The sequence below is a fragment of the Parasedimentitalea marina genome, assembly GCF_004006175.1.
Classification (GTDB): domain Bacteria; phylum Pseudomonadota; class Alphaproteobacteria; order Rhodobacterales; family Rhodobacteraceae; genus Parasedimentitalea; species Parasedimentitalea marina.
Map to the genome: position 1 here is coordinate 3,273,668 of NZ_CP033219.1, position 21,770 is coordinate 3,295,437.

The window sequence follows — 21,770 nt, forward strand, 5'->3', positions numbered from 1 at the left end:
GTGATTATTCTGCGCGAAATTGCCCGGGACTGTGGCCGGTCCAGCGCTTGAACGCATCATTGAAACTACCCAACCCCGAATATCCCAGTAAGAATGCAATTTCAGCCAACATTAGATTGCTGTCACGCAGATAACTTTTCGAGAGAGAAATGCGCAGACCCTCTAGCAATTGAAAAAAACTGGTGCCCTCGGCGGCCAGCTTTCGCGACAGCGTGCGCGGGCTTAAGCCTAATCCGCTGGCAACGGTTTCCAGCGTCACTGATCCGGCCCCAAGCTGCTCAGCGATTGCGCGTTCGACTTCGACCACCAGACCTGGATTCTGACGCGCCATATCGGCCAGGATCTTGTCGCCATACCCCTGCAAAACAGACAACAGCTGCTCATCAGCCGAGGTCAAAGGACGCTCCAAGTCCTCCAGAGCAAATGTAAAACCGTTACTCGCGGCTCCGAACTCAATTTTACAGCCAAAATGATCCTCAATTTCGGCAATTTGGTTGCGCCTGTTGTGCTGGAACCGGACCATCCTTGGTGACACCCGATCCACCGTAAACTGACGTATCGTGTGCAAAAGGCTTGCAGCCGAAAATTCAACATACTGGCGGCGTTTCAGACTGGGAGAAATCGCATATTCCCAGTCAATCATCCCGGCATCCAACAACTGGGACTTGTCAATTTCCAGCGCAGGGCTGGCGACCCGTGAATAACGTGCAAAATTTGCCAGAAACCCGCCAACAGTTGGGGCAGCCAGGCCAACATAGCAAATAAGCCCAACGCGCCGAATATCCTGATCCTTGCCAAACTGGAAACCGAGGTTTTGATTCTTGGTCAGCAGGGCAGCCCGTTCGAAAAACTGTACACTATCGGACAAAGCACACATCGGTACGGTTTCCGTCAGTAGCGTCGAGTCGAAGTTGGTCCCACGAAAGATATCCTCCGCAGCAAAGCCGCGCTCTATCAGTCGATTCGCCAGCATACTGGCGAAAATAGCTAAATGCTGTTCGGCTGAGCCAGCCATATGTAAGGGTCTCCTTTTAACATCAGCCGTATGGTGATCCTCAAACGCCAAATCTGGCATAAGGTGTTCAGCAGACCCGCAAATTCCAAAGCACTGGCGCCTTTCAGGTCGGATGACAAATCAGCAATTTCACATCGCCTATAATTTAGCTGCCAGACAGGTCAATACGATTATCAGTTGGCAGATCAGGTCGTCATTCAAACTTACTTTGCGAAAAGAGACTCATTTGATGGCAAAAAATCAAGGTCCGACTGAATATCGTTAACATTGGGGATAAGGTATGGCCAGTGTTCAACACCGTATCTTCCAATACTTGGCATCGGCGACTGACCCGTCTCTTGAGAGCAATACATGGCCAAGTCGTCGCTCTTAAACCGTGCGATATTGCCCTGGGCTAGAGCCAGTCCAACGCTTAAAGGCCTCATTGAAACTGCTCAGTCCGGAATACCCAAGTAAAAAGGCAATTTCCGCAAGGACAAGATCACTGTCACGCAGATAGCTTTTGGACAGGGATTTACGCAGGTCTTCCAGGACTCGAAAAAAGCTGGTTCCTTCGGCAGCCAGCTTGCGAGACAGGGTCCGAGGGCTCATCCCCATTTCGATTGCGACATTATCCAGAGTTGCCGCCCCACGGGCCAACAGATCGGCAATGACGCGCTCAACCTCAAATACCAGCCCAGGCAACTCACGGCTTTTTTCCGCCAGGACCTGATCCCCATAGTTTTGTAAGACCTTAAGCAATTGATGGTCAGAGGAAATCAGTGGCAGTGCAAGGTCTTCAGCCCTGAATTCAAAGCTGTTTCGAACGGCCCCAAAGGAAATCTTGCAGCCATAGTAAGCTTCCAGTTTGTCCACATTTTGGCGCCTGAGGTGCTCAAAACTGACTTGCACCGGAACGATGTCAGACCCAGAGAAATGGCGCAGAGTATTCAGAAAAATTGTGCTGGTATATTCAACGTATTGGCGCCGTTCTACGCCGGGGGAGATACTGAATTGCCACCCCACTACCCCATTGTCCGGCAAGTGGGAAAAGTCCAACTCCAGAACATCGCTGTAGATCCGGGAATAACGGGCATAATTAGCAAGGAACGCAGCCACATTTGGAGCTGCCAGCCCCACATAACACACCAGTCCCACCCTGCGGCTGTCTTGGCCCTGCGCAAGCTGAAATCCAAATAGGTCATCGTTGGTCAACAAGGCTCCCTGCTCAAAGAAGCTCATGACATCCTGGGCAGTTGCAATCGGGGACTCTAGTTGCATCAATGTGTCGTCAAACGCCGTTCCACGAAATACAGTGTGCTGATCATATCCTTGTTCAATCAGACTACGAGCCACCATCTTGGCAAACACTGCGGTATGCTGTTGGTCGCCACCTGCCATCGTTACACCTCGTCTATACAACTCATATCGCCCCTGACGTGTATTTCCAGTCGCCTTCTAGGACATGGAGCGAGCACGCCAGCTCCACTAAACAGGCACCACTCCCACGAATGAGGAACTGGTTCGACACATTAACTAGGGAGTAACCTAGGGCAGTTTCTCGTGATGGCAGAAACTATTGCCACGAGGGGGCGCCTGGCGGGTTTCACAGTCATACAACGCCGTTGAAATTTATGCGGCAAACAGTGGACCAGACAATTCCCAACGTTTTCCAATCACTGATTTTGACCCGGTGGTTCAATTCTGAGCAATGCGCGGCGGACTATCTCCCCGACATCTCCCGCCCGTCGCCAAACATCCAAGGACGTTCGGCTCCCGTTGGGCCTGGCGCCGCGCTTGCGCGGCGCCAGGCCCAAGACCGCAAGGTGGATCTGCGTTAGCAGATGCTCCGCGCGGGCGCGGGAGTATTTGGGCTGTGGACTGTATCTCCGGGGTAACTCGTTCTTTGGGGCCCCTTTTCTTCCATTCTTCCATTCTTCCATTGTTCAGATCACCCCAAATATTCATCGACAAGTCGTAACTGCCCCGCGCGCGTTTCTCCCATCCAAGCTATCAGCGGCCAAAAGGGCACCACGGATCGGATTACTTCATCGAAACCCAATCCTGCATGATGCGTTCAAATGTTATTGCGGCGTCTTCAAAATTTCGGGTCAGGGCGGCGGTCAGGCTGGATTGCGCCGAGAAATACTGCCCTACCTTGCAGATTTGTACCGCAAACGCAGGGTGAACCCCCGCGTCATCATATTGACGGATATTCTCTTTCGAAAGCCAGCCACATTTTTGAGCCTCTTTGAGGATCAGCTTGAAACGTTGCACACAATGAAGGGCCAGGTAGACCGACAAGTATTCCAAGTAATCGGCAATCTTGTAACCACAGCCCGGGTCAAAGGCATCAATCATCACGTCAACCATCAGATCCGGCACGATTGGCCAGGCTTCGTCACCAATCAGCCAAGCAAAATCCTCAGCACCATGACGCAGCCCGCAATATTCAAAGTCAAACCAACTTAGGTGCCCCCCTGCGCCAACCGCGGCGTTGCCCGACCGGCAATCCCATTTGACGAACTGACATCCAGGGCAGGACACGGCCAACGCCACCGCATCGCGATCAAATGTGCTGCAAATACCACTGGAATAAGGCTGCAATGCATCCACCGAGTTGACGATATCGGCCACCCAATCTTTGTTGGCCCCCAGATGCGGCAGAACATCACTCAGATCCGTTTGACGCGCTGCGGATTGATACCGGAATATGCCCGCCACCGCATCAGCAGCCAAGTCCAGTTGCTTGCCGCTTCCGTGGAGCACGATTTCCTGATTCAGGCGGCGGCGGCCAACATCGGACTGGAACAGGATGTCACCCACCACGCCCAAAACCCTGGGAATATTACCTGTGAACGGGGCCAAACGGTCCAGTGTAAAAGCCTCGAGGTGGGTGCGGCGAAAATCGGATCGCAGAGTCGCAATCACGTCTTTGCCCTCAAAATGCAAACGGACTGAAGATCGTCGCTCACCGCCCGGTGTCGTCACTCGCGCGATGCGTTGTCCAAAATGCTGCTCGGCTGTGTCCACAATGCGGCTGATACGGCTTTGGTTGCTGTCTTTCACCACGAAAATACCCTTTATTCGCCGTCCCTGGTCATTCAGCCGGGCGAGCGCCCAATACAACCCTGCACTGTCCTATAATATCAGCATTTTTTGGGGCTGAATTGCGGCATTGTTATCAACCGCAGAAAAAAAATTCGGTCCCACCTGCCAGTACACAACATCACATTTCAACACTATTTGGAAACAATCCCGCTCTGAGCAGGACATTGTCTCCACAATTTCCGAAATTAATCTCAATTCACCTCAAATGAAGTTAAAAGTTTGTCAGCCCGGCTTCTGGCCGCCTAGGGTGCCTGCGAGCTGAAGATCTGGTGATTATTGCAGGGACATCTGCGACAACTTGCTAATATCAGGCAGATTGGTTGAGACCCGGGGGGGGGCAAAACAATGATCTGGGGACACTGGGGAAGACATGGGTTCCGCACGGAATTTGAGGGCGATCCGCTCGGCCGTGAGTGCCTCGGAGCCAGTGCATGCTGCGCAAATTCATATCATAACGGTGGTGTAGAAGGGCGCGGATTTCACCATTGGTACGACAGTTTTCTCGCAAAACAGAACGTGCCGGACACCAAGACCACCTGCGATCTTACCCAAGGGACCTCGGGCTTGAATGGACAGTCATCCAGTGCTGGAATTGCTCCGGTGTTGCGCTCGCGAAAATAGAATAAAATTTATCCGGAAGATCTCGGATAACACAGACGACGGTTCGTTTGCCCATTGGTAGACCATCGTCACCCGGGGGGGCAACTGGGGAGGTGCCCCTCCACCCTATCTGCAACGGCTAGCCGGCATCCGCCGCGTCCCTCCAAGTTTTTCTGGTTGAGACTAGCACGACGCCAGATCCTCAACGAAGCGGCGCCGTTTGAAACAGGCGGATTTTGATACCGCCATGCGCCACTGCGGCCCCTGTGGGCAGGAACGGCAGCGCGGTTGCATTGGCCAGCCCAGCCTCGCTGGTCACAATACCCACCCGCCAGCCGGAAAAACGAGCGCTCAGGGTTTTGCCCAGCGCACCGTACAGCGCATAGAGCAGCTTCTTGTTGCCAATTCGCGCCCCATAAGGTGGGTTAACAATCACCAGTCCCGGGGGGCCATCTGGTGGCGTCAGATCGCTGACCGCCTGATGGGTGAAGACCGTGCACCCGTCGACACCGGCGCGCCCGGCGTTGGAAATGGCCGCATCAACGACACCTGCATTGCGGTCAGATCCGTAGAACCGCAACTCGGTCGCTGTCCCCTGCCCAGCTCCACGCATCTTCTGCCAGGCTGCCTCGTCAAAATTGGCCAGTTGCTCAAAGGCGAAGCTGCGGCTGCGGCCCGGGATCAGACCCATTGCAATCTCTGCCGCCTCGATCACAAAAGTGCCAGAACCACACATCGGATCCACCACCGGCTCGCTGCCATCATAGCCACATTGGCTAAGAAACATCGCCGCCAGGTTTTCGCGCATTGGCGCCTTGCCTACGGCGGGTTTGTGGTTCCGTTTGTGCAGCGCCTCGCCTGAGGTATCAACGCTGATGATACAAAGGTTATCATCAATACGCACCTTGATGCGCACATCTGCCTCGGCTGAAATCGGCGCGCCAAGTTCCTCGCTGATGGCTTTTTCAAACCGTTGGATGGCAGCCCCTGCGTGATAGATCTTGGACTTCTTGTTGGTGACTACTTCGACCTTGACCGGCACATCCGGGCGCAGCACATCGCCCCAGGGGAATTTACGGGCACGTTTGTCCAGTTGGGCCAAATGAAAGGCGCGTATTTCGCCAATGCGCGCCAACACACGTGCCGCCCCACGCAGCTGCAGATTGGCGCGCCAGACGTCCGGCCAGGTGCCTGAAATGGTGACGCCTCCGGGTTGGACCGAGGGTGATCCAAAGCCCTTTTCGCGGGCTTCATCCCGTAGTGCCACCTCCGTTCCCGGAGCTGCAACGAGGAAGATATCAAATTCTGTCTCTGTCATCATGGCCACTGCATAGACCGAATTCCACAGCGCAGCGACCGTTATTTTAAGAGCCGCCACCCTAGCGTCACATCAGAGAATCCGGCGGTTCACGGCAACGAGAGTTGTTTTAACCTTCGATCACCTTCGAAAAATATCAATAAAAAACAATATGTTATTAGAAACTAAAAAATTAGTTTGACAAAAACGAAGATCAAAGGAAATCTATGGGCCAGTCAGGTGCCGCAGAGCACTTCTGACATATTATACTTAAGGGAGGCGACAAGATGCGCAAGTATCTTCTCTCCGCTGTTGCAGCGTCTGCTGTAGTTGCGGGATCAATAGGGCATGCCGATGAGGCCGCTGCCAACAAATGGATTAACGAGGAATTCCAACCCTCAGTTTTGACCAAGGACGAACAGCTGGCAGAAATGCAGTGGTTCATTCAGGCTGCACAGCCTTTTGCCGGCATGGAAATCAACGTGCTGTCCGAGGGTATTCCGACACATGGATACGAGTCCGAAGTTCTGACCAAGGCCTTTGAAGAAATCACCGGCATCAAGGTCAACCACCAGATCTTGGGTGAAGGCGAAGTTGTGCAGGCGGTTCAGACCCAAATGCAAACGCAGCGGAACCTCTATGACGCTTACGTCAATGACTCGGATCTGATCGGCACCCACTCGCGTCTGCAACTGGCCTACAACCTGACCGACTTTATGGCAGGCGAAGGCGCTGACGTGACCAACCCGGGTCTGGATCTGGAAGACTTCATGGGCACCCAGTTCACCACTGGCCCGGATGGCGACCTGTACCAGCTGCCCGATCAGCAGTTTGCCAACCTGTACTGGTTCCGCAAGGACTGGTTCGACCGAGCCGACCTGCAGGAAGCCTTCAAAGCCAAGTATGGCTATGATCTGGGTGTTCCGGTCAACTGGTCTGCCTATGAAGACATCGCCGAGTTCTTCAGCAAGGACGTCAAGGAAATCGACGGTACCGCCATCTATGGTCACATGGACTATGGTAAGCGCGCGCCTGACCTTGGCTGGCGTATGACTGATGCCTGGCTGTCGATGGCCGGTGCTGGTTCGAAAGGTGAGCCTAACGGTGTGCCAATCGACGAATGGGGCATCCGCATGGAAGCCGGTTCCTGTAACCCATCGGGCGCAAGTGTCACTCGTGGTGGGGCTGCAAACGGTCCAGCTGCGGTTTATGCGATCCGCAAATGGGACGAATGGCTGCGGGCCTATGCCCCTCCAGGTGCTGCGAGCTTTGACTTCTATCAGTCACTGCCAGCCCTGTCGCAAGGCAATGTTGCTCAGCAGATCTTCTGGTACACAGCATTCACCGCCGACATGGTGAAACCACAGTCCGAAGGCAACAACACTGTTGATGCCGAAGGCACGCCACTGTGGCGGATGGCACCTAGCCCACACGGCCCATACTGGGAAGAAGGCCAAAAGGTTGGTTATCAGGACGTTGGCTCCTGGACGATCCTCAAGTCTACTCCTCTGGATCGTGCCAAGGCAGCATGGCTCTACTCGCAGTTTGTGGTCTCCAAGACTGTGGACGTCAAGAAAAGCCACGTTGGTCTGACCTTCATCCGCGACAGCTCGATCAACCACGAGAGCTTCTCGGAGCGGGCTGGCAAACTGGGTGGTCTGGTAGAATTCTACCGTTCGCCTGATCGTGTTGCCTGGTCGCCGACTGGCATCAACGTGCCTGACTATCCAAAGCTGGCCCAGATCTGGTGGCAGCAGATTGGTGACGTCAACTCGGGTGCGTTCACACCACAGGAAGCCATGGATCGTCTGGCCGAAGAAATGGACATCACCATGGGCCGCATGCAGCGCGCCGATGAGGCTGCCAATGTCTACGGCGGATGTGGCCCACGTCTGAACGAAGAAAAAGACGCGGACTGGTGGATGGCCAATGGTGGCGCCAAGCCAATGTTGGACAACGAGAAACCTGCAGGTCAGACCGTCAACTATGACGATCTGGTTGCCCGCTGGGCCACTGAGTAACAGGTCCTTCCTGATGGGCTGACCCCAGCAAGTGTTCAGCCCATTCGCCCCAGAGATCCCTTCCGGTCTCTGGGGCACATTATCCCAAAGAATGCGCAACATCGCGTGCAACTGGCCACCTGCCGGAAAGCCCCACCAAGATGGCTCTCGAATTAAAATCTGTGACCAAGCGCGTCGGCGCCAATTTGCATGTCAAGGAGACCTCCCTGATCCTGCAACCTGGTCACTTCAATGTCCTGTTGGGCGCAACCGGATCTGGAAAAACCTCTCTGATCAAACTGATGGCTGGGCTTGACCCCCTAGCCAGTGGCGAGATCTGGATGGATGGTCAGAACGTATCCAAGCTCAACACCCAGAAACGCAATATCAGCCTGGTGCACCAGTTTTTCATCAACTACCCGCACATGACGGTATACGAAAACATCGCCTCGCCGCTGAAAGTCGCGGGTATGGCCAAATCTGAAATTCAAGGTCGCGTCGAAGAGGCGGCAGATATTTTGCAGCTGCGCCCAATGTTAAAGCGGATGCCGCATGAACTGTCCGGTGGCCAGCAGCAGCGTACCGCATTGGCCCGCGCCATTGCCAAGGAAAGCAAGGCCGTGTTCTTGGACGAACCGCTGGCCAACCTTGACTACAAACTGCGCGAAGAACTGCGTGACCAACTGCCCGAATTGTTTGCCGGTCGCGGTGCGGTGGTGGTCTATGCCACTTCGGAACCCGAAGAAGCCCTGTTGCTGGGCGGTCAGACCGCACTGATGGAAGACGGCCATGTGACCCAATTTGGCGTCACCGCCGACATCTACCGCAACCCGGCCAATGTTTCCGCTGCTGCTGTTTTCTCGGATCCGCCAATCAACACAGCTGAAATTACCAAGCAAGGCAGCAACGCCACCTTGGGTTCCGGTGTATCCTGGGCCATGCCCGGCGACGCTGCAGGGCTTGTGGATGGCAAATACACCATCGCCATTCGCCCCCATCACGTGCTGCCGATGGTAACTGATAAAAACACAGTGCGCCTGTCCGGTCAGGTCCAGGTGACCGAGCTGTCCGGCTCAGAAAGCAGCGCCCATTTCGATATGGGCAGTGGCAGCTGGGTTTCTCTGGCAGCTGGTGTTCACCCCTACCTTGTGGGCGAAACCCATGATTTCTATATGGACCCATCCGCGTGCTACGTTTTTGCACCCGATGGCTCCCGCGTGGCGTGAGGCGCAACAATGGCTAAAATTACACTCTCAAGGCTGCGTCACAGCTATTACCCGAACCCATCCGAACCCTCGGACTATGCTCTCAAGGAAATCGATCTCGACTGGAACGATGGTGGTGCCTATGCGCTGCTGGGCCCGTCTGGTTGCGGCAAATCCACCCTGTTGAACATCATCTCCGGTCTGCTGGTCCCGTCAGAGGGAAGTATACTTTTTGATGGAGAGGACGTCACCAAACTGGCCCCGGACAAGCGCAACATTGCGCAGGTGTTCCAGTTCCCGGTGATCTACGACACCATGACTGTCTACGATAACCTCGCCTTCCCGCTGCGCAACCGTGGCCGTGACGAGGACACCGTCAAGCAACGCGTCATGGCCATCGCCGAGATGTTGGAAGTCACCGATATGCTGGACACCAAGGCCGCTGGTCTAAGTCCGGACAACAAGCAAAAGATCTCGATGGGACGTGGATTGGTCCGCGAGGATGTCAATGTCGTGATGTTCGATGAGCCGCTCACAGTGATCGACCCGCATCTGAAGTGGAAGCTGCGATCCAAGCTGAAGGAACTACATCAGCGCATCAAAGCAACGATGATCTATGTCACCCACGACCAGACCGAGGCCCTGACCTTTGCCGATCAGGTGGTGGTGATGCAGGACGGCGAAGTTGTTCAGATCGGCACCCCGGTTGAGCTGTTTGACCGCCCGGCCCATACCTTTGTCGGCCACTTCATTGGCTCACCTGGCATGAATGTTCTGCCCTGTACTCTGACTGATGGACAGGCCTATTTCACCGACCAATTGATTGCGCTGGAAGGTGCCATATTGGGCGAGCCCAAGGGCCGCACGGAAATCGGCATTCGCCCCGAATTTGTGACACTTGCAGCCAGCGGCTTGCCCGCCACGGTCAGCAAGGTTTCGGACGTCGGCCGCCACACAGTGGTGGAATGTGACGCAAACGGCAGCAAGATCAGCGCCATCATCGAAGGTGCCGGACCCGATAGAGGCGCCCCCGTGTTTCTAAATTTCCAACAGAACCAGACGCGACTGTATGTCGACGGCTGGATTGCCACCCAATCGCAAGAGGCACTGTCATGAAAACCGTAAACCAGAAGGCCTGGTTCTTTGTGCTGCCCGTGCTGGTGCTGGTCGCCTTTAACGCACTGATCCCGATGATGACGGTGGTCAACTATTCGGTGCAGGAGACATTCGGTAACAACGTGTTCCTGTGGCAGGGGTTGGACTGGTTCCAGCAGTTGCTGACTGAAGAACGGTTCTACAAGGCGCTGGGACGACAGTTCTTGTTCACCGGCTTGATCCTGATAATCGAAATTCCACTGGGCATTGCCATCGCTCTGGCGATGCCACGTCAAGGCATCTGGGTGCCGGTATGTCTGGTGCTCATGGCACTGCCCATGCTGATCCCATGGAACGTTGTTGGCGCAATGTGGAACATCTTCACCCTGCCCGACATCGGGTTGCTGGGCTACTTCCTGAACAACGTGCTGGGCATCAACTATGACATGACCCAGGACCCAATTGCGGCCTGGATCACCATCATCACCATGGATGTCTGGCACTGGACCTCACTTGTGGTGCTACTGGCCTACGCCGGTCTGGTCTCGATCCCGGATGCCTATTATCAGGCTGCAAAAATCGACGGAGCCTCCAACTGGTCCGTGTTCCGGTTCATCCAGCTGCCTAAGATGAAACCAGTTCTAACCATCGCCATCTTGTTGCGGTTCATGGACAGTTTCAACATCTACACCGAGCCCTTTGTGCTGACCGGTGGCGGTCCCGGCAACTCGACCACGCTGCTGTCTATCGATCTGGTGAAACGCGCCCTTGGCCAGTTTGACCTCGGCCCGGCTGCTGCGATGTCGCTGATCTACTTTGCAATCACTCTCTTGGTTTCTTGGCTGTTCTACACGCTGATGACCAAAGACGACCTGAACTAAAGGAGACCGTGGAGATGAAAAAACGATCCATCGTCCCAATCATTTACATCCTGTTCCTGCTGCTGCCGATCTACTGGCTGGTCGCTATGAGCTTTAAGACCACAAACGAGATCCTGGGCGGGTTCTCACTATTTCCTCAGACCTTCACGCTGGAAAACTACAAGGTGATCTTTACCGATCCGACCTGGTACTGGGGTTATATCAACTCGATTTCCTATGTGACGCTGAACACGGTCATTTCGATCACCGTGGCGCTGCCAGCCGCCTATGCCTTCAGCCGCTACCGCTTTCTGGGCGACAAGCAGCTGTTCTTTTGGCTGCTGACCAACCGCATGGCACCGGCGGCGGTGTTTGCCCTGCCTTTCTTCCAGCTCTACTCGGCGTTTGAGCTGTTCGATACCTATCTGGCCGTGGCGCTGGCGCACTGCCTGTTCAACATCCCGCTGTCAGTGTGGATCTTGGAAGGGTTCATGGGCGGTGTGCCCAAAGAACTGGACGAGACCGCCTATGTGGACGGCTATTCCTTCCCCCGGTTCTTTGCGACTATCTTTATCCCGTCGATCAAAGCCGGTGTCGGCGTTGCTGCCTTCTTCTGCTTCATGTTCTCCTGGGTGGAACTGCTGCTGGCCAAAACGCTGACCGCAGTCGCAGCCAAACCTATTGCGGCCATCATGACCAAAACCGCATCCAGTGCGGGTTACGAGCTGGGACTGTTGGCAGCCGCAGGCACTTTGACAATCATACCGGGCGCGATCGTGATCTATTTTGTCCGTAACTATATCGCGAAGGGTTTCGCGATGGGGAGGGTATAATGTTTTCATGGATGGCCTGGACCTGGCCCACAGCATTGGTCTTTATCGGTATCTTCTCTGCGATCGGCGTGCTGATCCTCCTCGAAATCCGCACGCCCGGCGGCGACGAACGCAAAGGTGTGCTGGGACTTGTGACCACTCGCGGTGACCGCTTGTTCATCACCCTGCTGGGCACCAGCTATATCTTCTTGGCCTGGCTGGGCCTGATCGGAATGCCGCTTTGGGGACCACTGGTCCTATCAATCGGCTGGGGGATTTTCTGTTTTCGCAAAGTCTAACCCGGCGGTGCGCTTTTCGCGTCAAACACTAAATATCGGCTCTGAGGGCAGATCTACCCCTCAGGGCCATCTCTGCCCCCCCTGCAATCCCTTCCAAAAGGCGCCGCAGCTGTGAGGATATATCACCAAGCAACCCACTGAACAGAGCGCGCGGAAGCGCACAATTTTGTAACAGTCGCCGCGTTTGCCGCATCATCTAAGAAATTAGTTTTCAAAAACGCGCCCTTTGCCTAAGATGGCGAAACGACAAAAAACGGACCGGACACCAGATCCCATGCGAAAAAAGCAGGACAACTCGCTTCTGACCGAGGTTGAACTAGAATTCATGACCGTGGTCTGGGCAACTGGTGGCGGCACTGTGCGTGACCTATCGGCCGAGCTGAACAAGCTGCAGGAGCGGGCCTATACCTCGGTTGCAACCGTGCTCAAGATAATGGAGCAAAAAGGGTTTCTGACTAGCGAGCGCATAGATCGCTCATTGGTCTATCGCCCCGTAGTGCCCAAGGCAGACTATCAAAAAACCACTCTCAAAAACCTTTCGAGCAAACTCTTCAACGATACCCCTGCCGCGCTGGTGGCGCGACTGGTCGAGGATGAAGAGGTGACCGACGAAATGCTCGTGGAAATGCGGGCACTGTTGAATGAAAGGCTGGGGGACAATGCAAGCTGAGGCTCTGTTAAACGCTTATATCGACCTGAACCTGTTGCTGCTGGTTGGCGCAGTTATCTGGCTGGGATTGCGACGACTATTGACTCGCCACGGATTGGGCAAGGCATTCTTGCCGCAGCTAAAGCTTCTCAACCGTCTGACTGTGTTGCTGGTGACCGCGCCCCTGCTGGCGCTGGGGTTCACCACCTGGGTCTTTCCACATCCACCGAACATCTCGGATATGCTGGTGTCACAATTTCTACAAGGAAACGTCAGCCTCAGCGCCACCCATTTTGAAACCATCATAGGTCTACGCGAAGATCTGGTGCGTAACCTGATAACGCAACAGGCGGGTTGGGCCCACGCATTGGTGCTGCTGTTTTCCCTTGGCGCTGCACTTTGCACGTTGCATGTGATCACCTCTGTCCTGCGCCTGCGCAGCTGCCTGCGCGATGCCTTCTTATGGAAGAGGATCGGACCTGTGGAGCTGCTGATCAGCGACACCGCCACCGTCGCCTATTCCACCCGCAGTCTGTTCCGGCTTTATGTGGTATTGCCCTCGGCATTGCTTCTCGACACGCGTGACCTGCGGCTGACCATTGCCCATGAATTGCAACATTTCCGCCAACGCGACATCGAGTGCGAATTTCTGCTGGAAACTCTGCGTCCGCTGCTATTCTGGAACCCGGCCTATTTTCTGTGGCGCAGCGAAGTCCGCACTTTGCGCGAATACGCCTGCGATCAGGCCCTGATGGCGCGACCTCACTTTGATGCCCGCGCCTATTGCGAATGCCTGATTCGCGCCTGCGCCATGGCAGCAAAGGACCGTGTGTTCTTTAGCCGCCGCAGTCCAGCTGTCGCCTTGGTTGATCGTCGCGAGACCAGACGCAGCGCCACACTGGAACAGCGCATTCTGGCAGTGACGGCCAAAAAAGATCAGCCCGACTATACTATCAGCTGGGCGCTGCTGTCTGGCCTGCTGGTCGGCGCAGTCATGATTTCCACCCTGCTGATGCAACGCCCCAGCGACTGGAGTCATGACAGGTTGATGCTGTCGACCATCGTCAACCTTGAACGCATGGCAAGCCGCAATACTGCCGGCCTGGGTACAGCGCATAGCCCCATTCAGATCACTTTGGAATAACGGGTCTAAAACGGTGCAGCGGTGGCCTGAATCAGGCCTCTTTGGCCAAACGCTCTTCGAGCACCTCAAATGGTACACCGGGCTCATCTTTGGCGCCGCGGATCACCAGCGACGTTTTGACCGAGGCCACATTTGGTGTGGTCAGTAGCCCGCCTGTCAGAAAGCTTTGAAACGTGCTCAGATCTGGGGCGACGCATTTCAAGATGAAGTCCACCTCGCCGTTCAGCATGTGGCACTCACGCACCAGCGGCCAGCTGCGACATTTCGCTTCAAAGGCGCTCAACTCAACCTCAGCCTGACTTTCCAGCCCCACCATGGCAAAGACCTGCACCTCGAAACCCAGTTCACGGGCGTTGACCTCGGCATGGTAGCCACGGATATAGCCTGCCTCTTCTAACGTCCGCACCCGACGCAGACAGGGTGGCGCAGAAATGCCCACACGTTTGGCCAGCTCTACATTGGTCATGCGCCCATCGGCTTGCAACTCCGAAAGTATCTTGCGATCAATCGGGTCCAGGCGTGTTGTGACCATGTTCAGCTCTCCGTGAAAATTTCATTTCTTATATCACCATGGCCAGAGCGCGCAATTATATTTCGTGTTAGCGCAATTATATTTGCCGAACAACGACATCACCCAACTGTCACCCCAGTTTGGCCAATCCACCCCTTTCCGGGGGTTTAAGACATACCGCAGGGCGGCTATATGAGATGCCAATCAGCGGGCTGACCGCGTTGCTACCATATTTGGGGATACATCGATGACTGACACGCGCCACACCAAGGTTCTGATCATTGGCTCGGGACCTGCGGGATACACCGCAGGCGTTTATGCCAGCCGCGCCATGCTAGAGCCAATCCTGGTCCAGGGCATCGAGCCCGGCGGACAGCTGACCACCACCACGGACGTAGAAAACTATCCCGGCTTTACCGAAGTGCAGGGCCCCGACCTTATGGTCAAAATGCAGGACCATGCACAGGCGATGGGCTGCGAGATCATTGGCGACATCATCACCGAGCTGGACACCTCCAAACGTCCCTTCACTGCCAAAGGGGACAGCGGCACGGTCTATTCGGCTGATGCGGTCATTCTGGCTACCGGTGCACGGGCCAAATGGCTGGGGCTGGACAGCGAAGAAAAATTCAAAGGCTTTGGTGTCTCAGCCTGCGCCACCTGTGACGGGTTCTTTTACCGGGGCCAGGAAATCGTCGTCATCGGCGGCGGCAACACAGCCGTCGAAGAGGCGCTGTTCCTGACCAAGTTCGCCTCGAAGGTCACATTGATCCACCGCCGCGACGAATTGCGCGCCGAGAAAATCCTGATCGACCGCCTGATGAAGAACGACAAGATCGTACCGCTGTGGTTCAACACCCTGAAAGAGGTCGTTGGCACCGAAAGCCCACTGGGCGTCGAAGGCGTCATTACCGAAAACGTTCAAACCGGCGAACTGACCGAGATCCCATGCAAAGGCGTCTTTGTTGCCATCGGCCACGCCCCCGCCAGCGAATTGGTCAAGGATTCTCTGGACACCCACGCGGGTGGGTATGTGGTGACCAAACCGGGCACAACCGAAACCAGCGTTCCTGGCGTGTTTGCCGCTGGTGATTTGACCGACCACGTCTATCGCCAAGCCGTGACCTCGGCCGGTATGGGCTGCATGGCCGCGCTTGATGCCGAACGGTTCCTGTCTGAACAAGACGACTGATGTCGCCACACCACGTGTGACATTGAGACGTGAAAGATTGCTATGCTGACCGGAGATTTTTCCGGTCAGCATACACACCAGAAACAACAAAGCTCGCTCTTCCAACTTGGACTTTGGCGCAGGTATTGGGGATTAGTCTTGACCTGAACAGTGGCATCCAGCACCCTGATCCAGACCAACCGAAGAGATAGACCCATTGGCGCAAGCAATCTGGCAGGGTAATCTGGTTCAGCGCAGCAGGACCATAAGCGGGGTTTTCCTGCTTATCTTTGCTTTTTTTCACTTTCTGAACATAGCGGCCGGTCTTGTTTCGCCCGAGTTCATGGCCCAGGTGCAAGAAGTCCGCAAGCTATTCACAGGCCATCCTCCCGGTCAAATCATCCTGTTTTCCGCGCTGTTGGTGCATGGAGGTCTAGCCCTTTGGCAGGTCGCCAGCCGCCGCACCCTACGCATGACCGTTGCTCAGGCCGTTCAGCTGTTCTTTGGCCTCGCGATCCCGTTACAGTTGATCCAGCATGTTGTTTTTACAAGCTACGCTGATGGCGTTTTCAACGTCGAGGACAAAATGTCTTCGGTCATTTTGTTGATGTGGAACTCTCCGGAAATCTGGCACCAATATCTGCTGCTGCTGGTGGTCTGGGTGCATGGCTGCATTGGCTTGCATATGTGGCTGCGGATCACCACCTGGTGGCGGCCTCTTGTTCCCTATTTGATCGGCTTTGCTGTCATGGTGCCCACATTGGCGTTGGCAGGCCTGATCACCGAGGGCCGCAGGATGTGGGCGATCTATATCGTTCCGGGCAATGCAGAGGCGATCCAAGAGGATTTCAACTGGCCTGACCTAACCGAGTTCGCCCATCTTTATAGAGTGTACGAGGTGAGCCTCTGGGTCTTCTTCGGCCTATTAGGGGCAGCCATCAGCACCTATTATTTGCGCCAGCTTGTCCGAAAACGGCAGTCGGTTCGAATCCGTTATGAAGATGGCCCAGAATTAACCGTAGAGCGCGGTTTGACTCTGCTGGAGATTTCTCAAGTCAACGGGGTACCACATACATCGCTCTGCGGTGGTAAAGGGCGCTGCACAACCTGCCGGATAACGATCACCGACGGAAGCGACAGCCTGCCCGCCCCCAGCCCTACCGAGGCGCGTTCCTTGTTGGCAGTTAAAGCGCCGGGAAACGTCCGGCTGGCCTGCCAGATCTATCCGACTTCAGCCCTTACTGTGAAACGCGTTTACCGGCCCAAAGGACGCCGCCAAGTCCATTCCGCACAAGGCGAAGAGAAGACCATCGCGGTGCTGTTTTTGGATATCCGTGGTTTCACCTCCCGCTCTGCCGATCTGTTGCCCTATGATGTTGTGTTCCTGCTGAACCGGTTCTTTGACGCCATCGTGCCCGAGATCACCCGCGTTGGCGGCAAAGTAGATAAATATATGGGCGACGGGTTACTGGCCCTGTTCGAAATGGACAGCCCCGAGGCCTCGTCTCAAGCGGGTATCACGGCCGTCGGCAACATCGGCGTAGCCCTGGCGCGGTTTAACAGGCTGTTGGCATCCGAAGGGGACGACCCGGTGCGTATTGGAATGGGGCTGCACACCGGAACGGTCGTGCTAGGTGAAATCGGCACCACAGATAATGCGCCGCGCACGCTTATTGGAGCCACTGTAAACACCGCCAGCCGTCTTGAGGCCAAGACCAAGGAACTTGGCGTTGAGCTTCTGATATCCGAGCGTGTGGTGCAAATGGCCAGTTTTGCGGCTCATGAGGCTAAATTCCAAGTCTTTGAGTTGCGTGGCGTAGACCAACCAGTGAGCGCGCTCCCCGTCCCGCATGCATCTGTGCTGGAAATGCTGCTATCGCCGCATCCGGATTCGCCTGACCCGCTTTCAAGTCAGCCCTCACACCTATAGAAACCGCGAAAATATTTCCTCCCGCTTCAAGTCAGCCCGGAAACAGTCCCTCCTGACGCCAAATCGGCACATTTCGTCCTTTTTCAGCGCATACGCTAGACTTCCCTAACCCCTCCGGGGTATTTCGCCCCAGAAAACCAACCAGTCCTATGCAGGACGTCTTCTTTTGCAAGTGATGAGAGATTTCACATGACAATGATTAGTAATCTGGCGCCAGTTCCAGAACTTTATGTTTCCTACGACTCTGCCCAGAAATTAAAGATTGAAGCGGGAAATCTTAAAAGCCACGACCTGTCGCCACGCCAGATCTGCGACCTGGAACTGCTGATGAATGGCGGTTTCAACCCTTTGAAAGGCTTCCTGTCCGAGGAAGACTACAATGGTGTTGTCAATAACATGCGTCTGGCAGACGGTCAGCTTTGGCCAATGCCCATCACCCTGGACGTTTCGGAAGACTTCGCCGCCTCGCTTGAGCCAGGTGAAGACATCGCTCTTCGAGATCAGGAAGGCGTTATTCTGGCGACTATGACCGTCACTGACAACTGGGAGCCGAACAAAGCCCTGGAGGCCGAGAAGGTCTTTGGCGCTGACGACGATGCCCACCCTGCCGTCAACTATCTGCACAACCAGGCTGGCAAGATTTACCTCGGTGGCCCGATCACAGGTATCCAACAGCCAGTGCATTATGATTTCCGCGCTCGCCGGGACACACCAAACGAGTTGCGTGCTTATTTCCGCAAACTGGGCTGGCGCAAAATTGTTGCGTTCCAAACCCGCAACCCGCTGCACCGTGCCCACCAGGAGTTGACCTTCCGCGCCGCCAAAGAGGCCCAGGCCAACCTGCTGATCCACCCCATTGTTGGCATGACCAAACCGGGTGACGTGGATCACTTTACCCGCGTGCGCTGCTACGAGGCGGTTCTGGACAAATACCCGGCGTCCACCACCACCATGAGCCTGCTGAACCTGGCCATGCGTATGGCTGGCCCGCGTGAAGCCGTCTGGCACGGGTTGATCCGCGCCAACCACGGTTGCACCCACTTTATCGTTGGCCGCGACCACGCTGGACCCGGCAAAAATTCAGCCGGTGAAGATTTTTACGGCCCCTATGATGCGCAGGATCTGTACCGCGAATTCCAGTCCGAAATTGGCTGTGAAATGGTCGACTTCAAGCACATGGTCTATGTGCAGGAACGCGCTCAGTACGAACCCAATGATGAAATCGAAGATCGTGACAATGTCACCGTCCTGAACATCTCGGGCACCGAGCTGCGCCGCCGTCTGGCTGAAGGTCTTGAGATCCCCGAGTGGTTCTCGTTCCCTGAAGTGGTCAAAGAACTGCGCCGCACCAAGCCACCACGCTCCAAGCAGGGCTTTACCGTGTTCTTCACTGGTTTCTCTGGCTCGGGCAAATCCACCATCGCCAACGCGTTGATGGTCAAGCTGATGGAAATGGGTGGCCGTCCGGTGACGCTGCTGGACGGGGATATCGTGCGTAAGAACCTCAGCTCGGAACTGGGCTTCTCGAAAGAGCACCGCGATCTGAACATCCGTCGCATCGGCTATGTTGCGTCCGAGATCACCAAAAACGGCGGCATTGCCATCTGTGCACCCATCGCGCCTTATGCCACCACCCGCCGGGCAGTTCGCGAAGACGTCGAAGACTTTGGCGCCTTTGTCGAAGTCCATGTTGCGACTTCTATCGAAGAATGTGAACGCCGCGACCGCAAGGGACTGTACAAGCTGGCCCGCGAGGGCAAGATCAAAGAATTCACCGGTATTTCCGATCCTTACGACGTTCCATCGAACCCGGAACTGTCAGTGGAAACAGAAAACCTCGAAGTTGACAACTGTGCCCATCAGGTTTTGCTGAAACTGGAAAGCATGGGTCTGATCGCAGGCTGAACTAGACACATATAGCATCACAGAAAAGCGGCGGGGTAACCTGTCGCTTTTCTTTTTGGCGGTATCATTTATTCAGGTTTTCCATTTTAAGTTCCTGTGTAAAATAGCGCATTGTTAGCCAAACACGGTCGCCCATGCACAATCCTATTAAAACCCATGTCTTTACCGATGTGCCGGAGAGAATGTTTCTCAAGCAGTCACCGGGCCAAACACCTGTGGTGGGTGATGTCACGTTGACGTTTGGGCTAGATATTCCCGACGACATTGACGTGTTGATTGTGTTCAACCGCGCCTCTTATTCGTTGGAAACAACCTTACCCAAAGGGCGCACCGTGTTTGTCGCTGCAGAACCGGACGTCATTCACCCCTATAGTCGCCGCTTCCTTGATCAATTCGGAATTGTGCTGACAACAACGCCTAAGCCACTGGGCACGGAAAAATGGCACCGCAGTACCTGTTGGTACTGGTTTGCTGGCATCAATTTTTCTAATTCAGAAGATGCACCCCCAATGCGTGACCATGATTGGTTTTCAGCGCTTGAAGTACCAAAGAAATCAAACAAAATCTCGATTGTGACCTCGACCAAGGTTCACACTGACTATCACCGCAAACGGATGCGGTTTGTTGAGACGCTGATCGAAAAAATCCCGGACCATCTGGAGATATACGGACGTGGTTTCCAATCCATTGATGACAAAGCAGACGCAATGCTGCCCTGCCGCTATCATTTGGCAATTGAAAACGGTGACGGGCCGCATTCATGGACCGAAAAACTGGTGGACCCGTGGCTATGCTGGGCTTTCCCGTTCTACGCCGGTTGTGACAACGTCGAAGACTATTTTCCACGTCAAAGTTTTGAGTATCTTGATCTGGCGCAACCCGAGCAAGAAGCCGATCGCATGATCCGCGACATCCAAAACGGACGTTGGCAAAATGCAATGCCCGCGATCACTGAAGCCCGGCAACGGGTTCTTGAACAGCATAACCTGATTGCTCTGATTGGCGAGTTGGCCACCGCGGCTGCCCAAATCCCATTGCCCGCTCAGCCACAGAAGCGCCGTCACATCTGGTCCGAGCGCTCTTTACTGCCAGAAAAAGGTTGCCGCGGCAGCCTACCAGAATGGGCTTTTAGAAACACCATCATGATGTTTGACCCCAAGGCCGAACTGAAAACCGTAGCGCTGCGGCGCTGGCTGGAAAAGCGCCGCACCGACCGGCGGGCACAAAAGCTGGCGCAATTGGAAGATTCCCGTTAAAGGAGCGGCACATTCGCCGGTGCAAAGGATCTAATGTTGAAAGCGAAACGAGGCATGCCCCAGGACAACCCGACTGTTGGAATTCTGGCACCTGCAGCGAAACTCGGGTTCGTCCCGCATCTGTACCCGCTGGACAAATTACACTGGCCCTTGGGGCAACCTGAACGACTACTAGGCAAACAACTCAAAGATTTGGGCCGCAAGGATCACTTGTTATTGCCCCCCCGCAGCACGTCGTACTTTCGGCCCAGCTTCGGCACCCGCGCGAAGGTGTCTGTGATGGTCCTGGAGCCACGCATTGTCCAAGAACGCCACATCCAAAAGCTCCTTCGGTTTCACTGGCGGTTTCACAAAGTCCTTGCAGCCGTCGAAGATGACCTTATTGCACATATTCCTAATGGTGTGTTTTTCCCATTTGGCAGCACCTGGGTAGACAACGTGGACAGTCTGGACCTAACTAAATCCCGCATGACATCGCTGATTGCCTCGGCGAAACGATCGCAACCAGGCCATCTCGTCCGTCATAATATTGTCGATTGGGCACGTGCCAACGAAATGGATCTGGTCGCACTGGGCGGCGGATACCACCCCTTTGAGAACAAACACGAAGGGCTAGCGCCTTATCGTTTTTCAGTGGTGATCGAAAACTCAAACGAAACCAACTACTTCACCGAAAAGCTGATCGACACCATTCTGTGTGGTTGTGTGCCAATCTATCTGGGTTGCCCTAACATCGACCGTTTTTTCGACACGTCGGGTATGATCATTTGCAAAGATGAAAATGACATTCGCCACGCCGTTGAGAATGCCTCAGAGCAGCTTTACCAGTCAAAATTACCCGCATTGCAGGCGATCCGGGATAAAGCTGCCCATTGGGGTGATCTCGAAGGCCGCGCAGCGCGGGCTCTTCTGGCGAGCGATGCCTAAAGCC

Annotated in this window: 18 protein-coding genes; 13 read left to right on the forward strand and 5 right to left on the reverse strand. The window is 55.0% G+C overall.

Going from position 1 to position 21,770, the window contains the following annotated elements:
- Nucleotides 1-4 precede the first annotated feature (4 nt).
- The 4 genes from EBB79_RS15785 to EBB79_RS15800 form a co-directional block, all read right to left on the reverse strand.
- Nucleotides 5-1,015: an AraC family transcriptional regulator gene (locus EBB79_RS15785; RefSeq protein WP_164860832.1), complete on the reverse strand. Its 1,011-nt coding sequence runs from the start codon at nucleotides 1,013-1,015 to the stop codon at nucleotides 5-7.
- 369 nt (nucleotides 1,016-1,384) lie between these two features.
- Nucleotides 1,385-2,395 (reverse strand): AraC family transcriptional regulator, encoded by a 1,011-nt coding sequence (locus EBB79_RS15790; RefSeq protein ID WP_127749788.1) that lies wholly within the window; start codon nucleotides 2,393-2,395, stop codon nucleotides 1,385-1,387.
- 642 nt (nucleotides 2,396-3,037) lie between these two features.
- Entirely contained in the window at nucleotides 3,038-4,066 is a 1,029-nt protein-coding gene (locus EBB79_RS15795) for a hypothetical protein (RefSeq protein ID WP_238704927.1), read from the reverse strand.
- A gap of 841 nt (nucleotides 4,067-4,907) precedes the next feature.
- Complete coding sequence (locus EBB79_RS15800) at nucleotides 4,908-6,026, reverse strand: THUMP domain-containing class I SAM-dependent RNA methyltransferase (protein WP_127751033.1); 1,119 nt, start codon at nucleotides 6,024-6,026, stop codon at nucleotides 4,908-4,910.
- A 263-nt stretch (nucleotides 6,027-6,289) separates the two neighbouring features.
- Between EBB79_RS15800 and EBB79_RS15805 the strand changes: the two genes are divergently transcribed.
- The 8 genes from EBB79_RS15805 (at nucleotide 6,290) to EBB79_RS15840 (ending at nucleotide 14,066) form a co-directional block, all read left to right on the forward strand.
- Nucleotides 6,290-8,023, forward strand: a complete 1,734-nt coding sequence (locus EBB79_RS15805) for an ABC transporter substrate-binding protein (protein ID WP_127749789.1) — start codon at nucleotides 6,290-6,292, stop codon at nucleotides 8,021-8,023.
- A 140-nt stretch (nucleotides 8,024-8,163) separates the two neighbouring features.
- Nucleotides 8,164-9,228 carry an ABC transporter ATP-binding protein gene (locus EBB79_RS15810; RefSeq protein WP_127749790.1) on the forward strand — a complete coding sequence of 355 codons (1,065 nt, stop codon included), beginning with the start codon at nucleotides 8,164-8,166 and terminating at the stop codon, nucleotides 9,226-9,228.
- 9 nt (nucleotides 9,229-9,237) lie between these two features.
- The gene (locus EBB79_RS15815) at nucleotides 9,238-10,323 is read left to right on the forward strand and encodes an ABC transporter ATP-binding protein (RefSeq protein ID WP_127749791.1); all 1,086 of its coding nucleotides are present in this window, start codon (nucleotides 9,238-9,240) and stop codon (nucleotides 10,321-10,323) included.
- On the forward strand, nucleotides 10,320-11,183 hold the full coding sequence (locus EBB79_RS15820) for a carbohydrate ABC transporter permease (RefSeq protein ID WP_127749792.1): 864 nt from the start codon (nucleotides 10,320-10,322) through the stop codon (nucleotides 11,181-11,183). The genes EBB79_RS15815 and EBB79_RS15820 overlap by 4 nt, the downstream gene beginning before the upstream one ends.
- Before the next feature lie 14 nt (nucleotides 11,184-11,197).
- Nucleotides 11,198-11,995, forward strand: coding sequence for a carbohydrate ABC transporter permease (locus tag EBB79_RS15825; protein ID WP_127749793.1), 798 nt, complete (start codon nucleotides 11,198-11,200; stop codon nucleotides 11,993-11,995).
- Entirely contained in the window at nucleotides 11,995-12,273 is a 279-nt protein-coding gene (locus EBB79_RS15830) for a DUF2160 domain-containing protein (protein WP_127749794.1), read from the forward strand. The genes EBB79_RS15825 and EBB79_RS15830 overlap by 1 nt, the downstream gene beginning before the upstream one ends.
- Nucleotides 12,274-12,547: 274 nt before the next feature.
- Nucleotides 12,548-12,943, forward strand: coding sequence for a BlaI/MecI/CopY family transcriptional regulator (locus EBB79_RS15835; protein WP_127749795.1), 396 nt, complete (start codon nucleotides 12,548-12,550; stop codon nucleotides 12,941-12,943).
- Nucleotides 12,933-14,066 carry a M56 family metallopeptidase gene (locus tag EBB79_RS15840; RefSeq protein WP_127749796.1) on the forward strand — a complete coding sequence of 378 codons (1,134 nt, stop codon included), beginning with the start codon at nucleotides 12,933-12,935 and terminating at the stop codon, nucleotides 14,064-14,066. Before EBB79_RS15835 ends, EBB79_RS15840 begins: the two co-directional genes overlap by 11 nt.
- A 31-nt stretch (nucleotides 14,067-14,097) precedes the next feature.
- Here the strand turns inward: EBB79_RS15840 and EBB79_RS15845 are convergent, their stop codons facing one another.
- Complete coding sequence (locus EBB79_RS15845) at nucleotides 14,098-14,598, reverse strand: Lrp/AsnC family transcriptional regulator (RefSeq protein ID WP_127749797.1); 501 nt, start codon at nucleotides 14,596-14,598, stop codon at nucleotides 14,098-14,100.
- Nucleotides 14,599-14,824: 226 nt separating this feature from the next.
- Here EBB79_RS15845 and trxB point away from each other — a divergent pair, with 226 nt between their 5' ends.
- The 5 genes from trxB (at nucleotide 14,825) to EBB79_RS15870 (ending at nucleotide 21,766) form a co-directional block, all read left to right on the forward strand.
- Nucleotides 14,825-15,769 carry a thioredoxin-disulfide reductase gene (trxB, locus tag EBB79_RS15850; RefSeq protein WP_127749798.1) on the forward strand — a complete coding sequence of 315 codons (945 nt, stop codon included), beginning with the start codon at nucleotides 14,825-14,827 and terminating at the stop codon, nucleotides 15,767-15,769.
- Nucleotides 15,770-15,965: 196 nt separating this feature from the next.
- Nucleotides 15,966-17,678 carry an adenylate/guanylate cyclase domain-containing protein gene (locus EBB79_RS15855; RefSeq protein WP_127749799.1) on the forward strand — a complete coding sequence of 571 codons (1,713 nt, stop codon included), beginning with the start codon at nucleotides 15,966-15,968 and terminating at the stop codon, nucleotides 17,676-17,678.
- A gap of 189 nt (nucleotides 17,679-17,867) precedes the next feature.
- Nucleotides 17,868-19,583, forward strand: a complete 1,716-nt coding sequence (locus tag EBB79_RS15860) for a bifunctional sulfate adenylyltransferase/adenylylsulfate kinase (RefSeq protein WP_127749800.1) — start codon at nucleotides 17,868-17,870, stop codon at nucleotides 19,581-19,583.
- 134 nt (nucleotides 19,584-19,717) lie between these two features.
- Nucleotides 19,718-20,839: a glycosyltransferase family 10 domain-containing protein gene (locus tag EBB79_RS15865; protein WP_127749801.1), complete on the forward strand. Its 1,122-nt coding sequence runs from the start codon at nucleotides 19,718-19,720 to the stop codon at nucleotides 20,837-20,839.
- Nucleotides 20,840-20,875: 36 nt separating this feature from the next.
- Nucleotides 20,876-21,766, forward strand: a complete 891-nt coding sequence (locus EBB79_RS15870) for a glycosyltransferase family 10 domain-containing protein (protein WP_238704928.1) — start codon at nucleotides 20,876-20,878, stop codon at nucleotides 21,764-21,766.
- Nucleotides 21,767-21,770: the final 4 nt, after the last annotated feature.

Excerpts from the sequence above, each read along its gene's own strand:
- EBB79_RS15785 (WP_164860832.1), bottom strand. The coding sequence starts at position 1,015 with ATGGCTGGCTCAGCCGAACAGCATTTAGCTATTTTCGCCAGTATGCTG.
- EBB79_RS15790 (WP_127749788.1), bottom strand. The coding sequence starts at position 2,395 with ATGGCAGGTGGCGACCAACAGCATACCGCAGTGTTTGCCAAGATGGTG.
- EBB79_RS15800 (WP_127751033.1), bottom strand. The coding sequence starts at position 6,026 with ATGATGACAGAGACAGAATTTGATATCTTCCTCGTTGCAGCTCCGGGA.
- EBB79_RS15805 (WP_127749789.1), top strand. The coding sequence starts at position 6,290 with ATGCGCAAGTATCTTCTCTCCGCTGTTGCAGCGTCTGCTGTAGTTGCG.
- EBB79_RS15810 (WP_127749790.1), top strand. The coding sequence starts at position 8,164 with ATGGCTCTCGAATTAAAATCTGTGACCAAGCGCGTCGGCGCCAATTTG.
- EBB79_RS15815 (WP_127749791.1), top strand. The coding sequence starts at position 9,238 with ATGGCTAAAATTACACTCTCAAGGCTGCGTCACAGCTATTACCCGAAC.
- EBB79_RS15820 (WP_127749792.1), top strand. The coding sequence starts at position 10,320 with ATGAAAACCGTAAACCAGAAGGCCTGGTTCTTTGTGCTGCCCGTGCTG.
- EBB79_RS15825 (WP_127749793.1), top strand. The coding sequence starts at position 11,198 with ATGAAAAAACGATCCATCGTCCCAATCATTTACATCCTGTTCCTGCTG.
- EBB79_RS15830 (WP_127749794.1), top strand. The coding sequence starts at position 11,995 with ATGTTTTCATGGATGGCCTGGACCTGGCCCACAGCATTGGTCTTTATC.
- EBB79_RS15835 (WP_127749795.1), top strand. The coding sequence starts at position 12,548 with ATGCGAAAAAAGCAGGACAACTCGCTTCTGACCGAGGTTGAACTAGAA.
- EBB79_RS15840 (WP_127749796.1), top strand. The coding sequence starts at position 12,933 with ATGCAAGCTGAGGCTCTGTTAAACGCTTATATCGACCTGAACCTGTTG.
- EBB79_RS15845 (WP_127749797.1), bottom strand. The coding sequence starts at position 14,598 with ATGGTCACAACACGCCTGGACCCGATTGATCGCAAGATACTTTCGGAG.
- trxB (WP_127749798.1), top strand. The coding sequence starts at position 14,825 with ATGACTGACACGCGCCACACCAAGGTTCTGATCATTGGCTCGGGACCT.
- EBB79_RS15860 (WP_127749800.1), top strand. The coding sequence starts at position 17,868 with ATGACAATGATTAGTAATCTGGCGCCAGTTCCAGAACTTTATGTTTCC.
- EBB79_RS15865 (WP_127749801.1), top strand. The coding sequence starts at position 19,718 with ATGCACAATCCTATTAAAACCCATGTCTTTACCGATGTGCCGGAGAGA.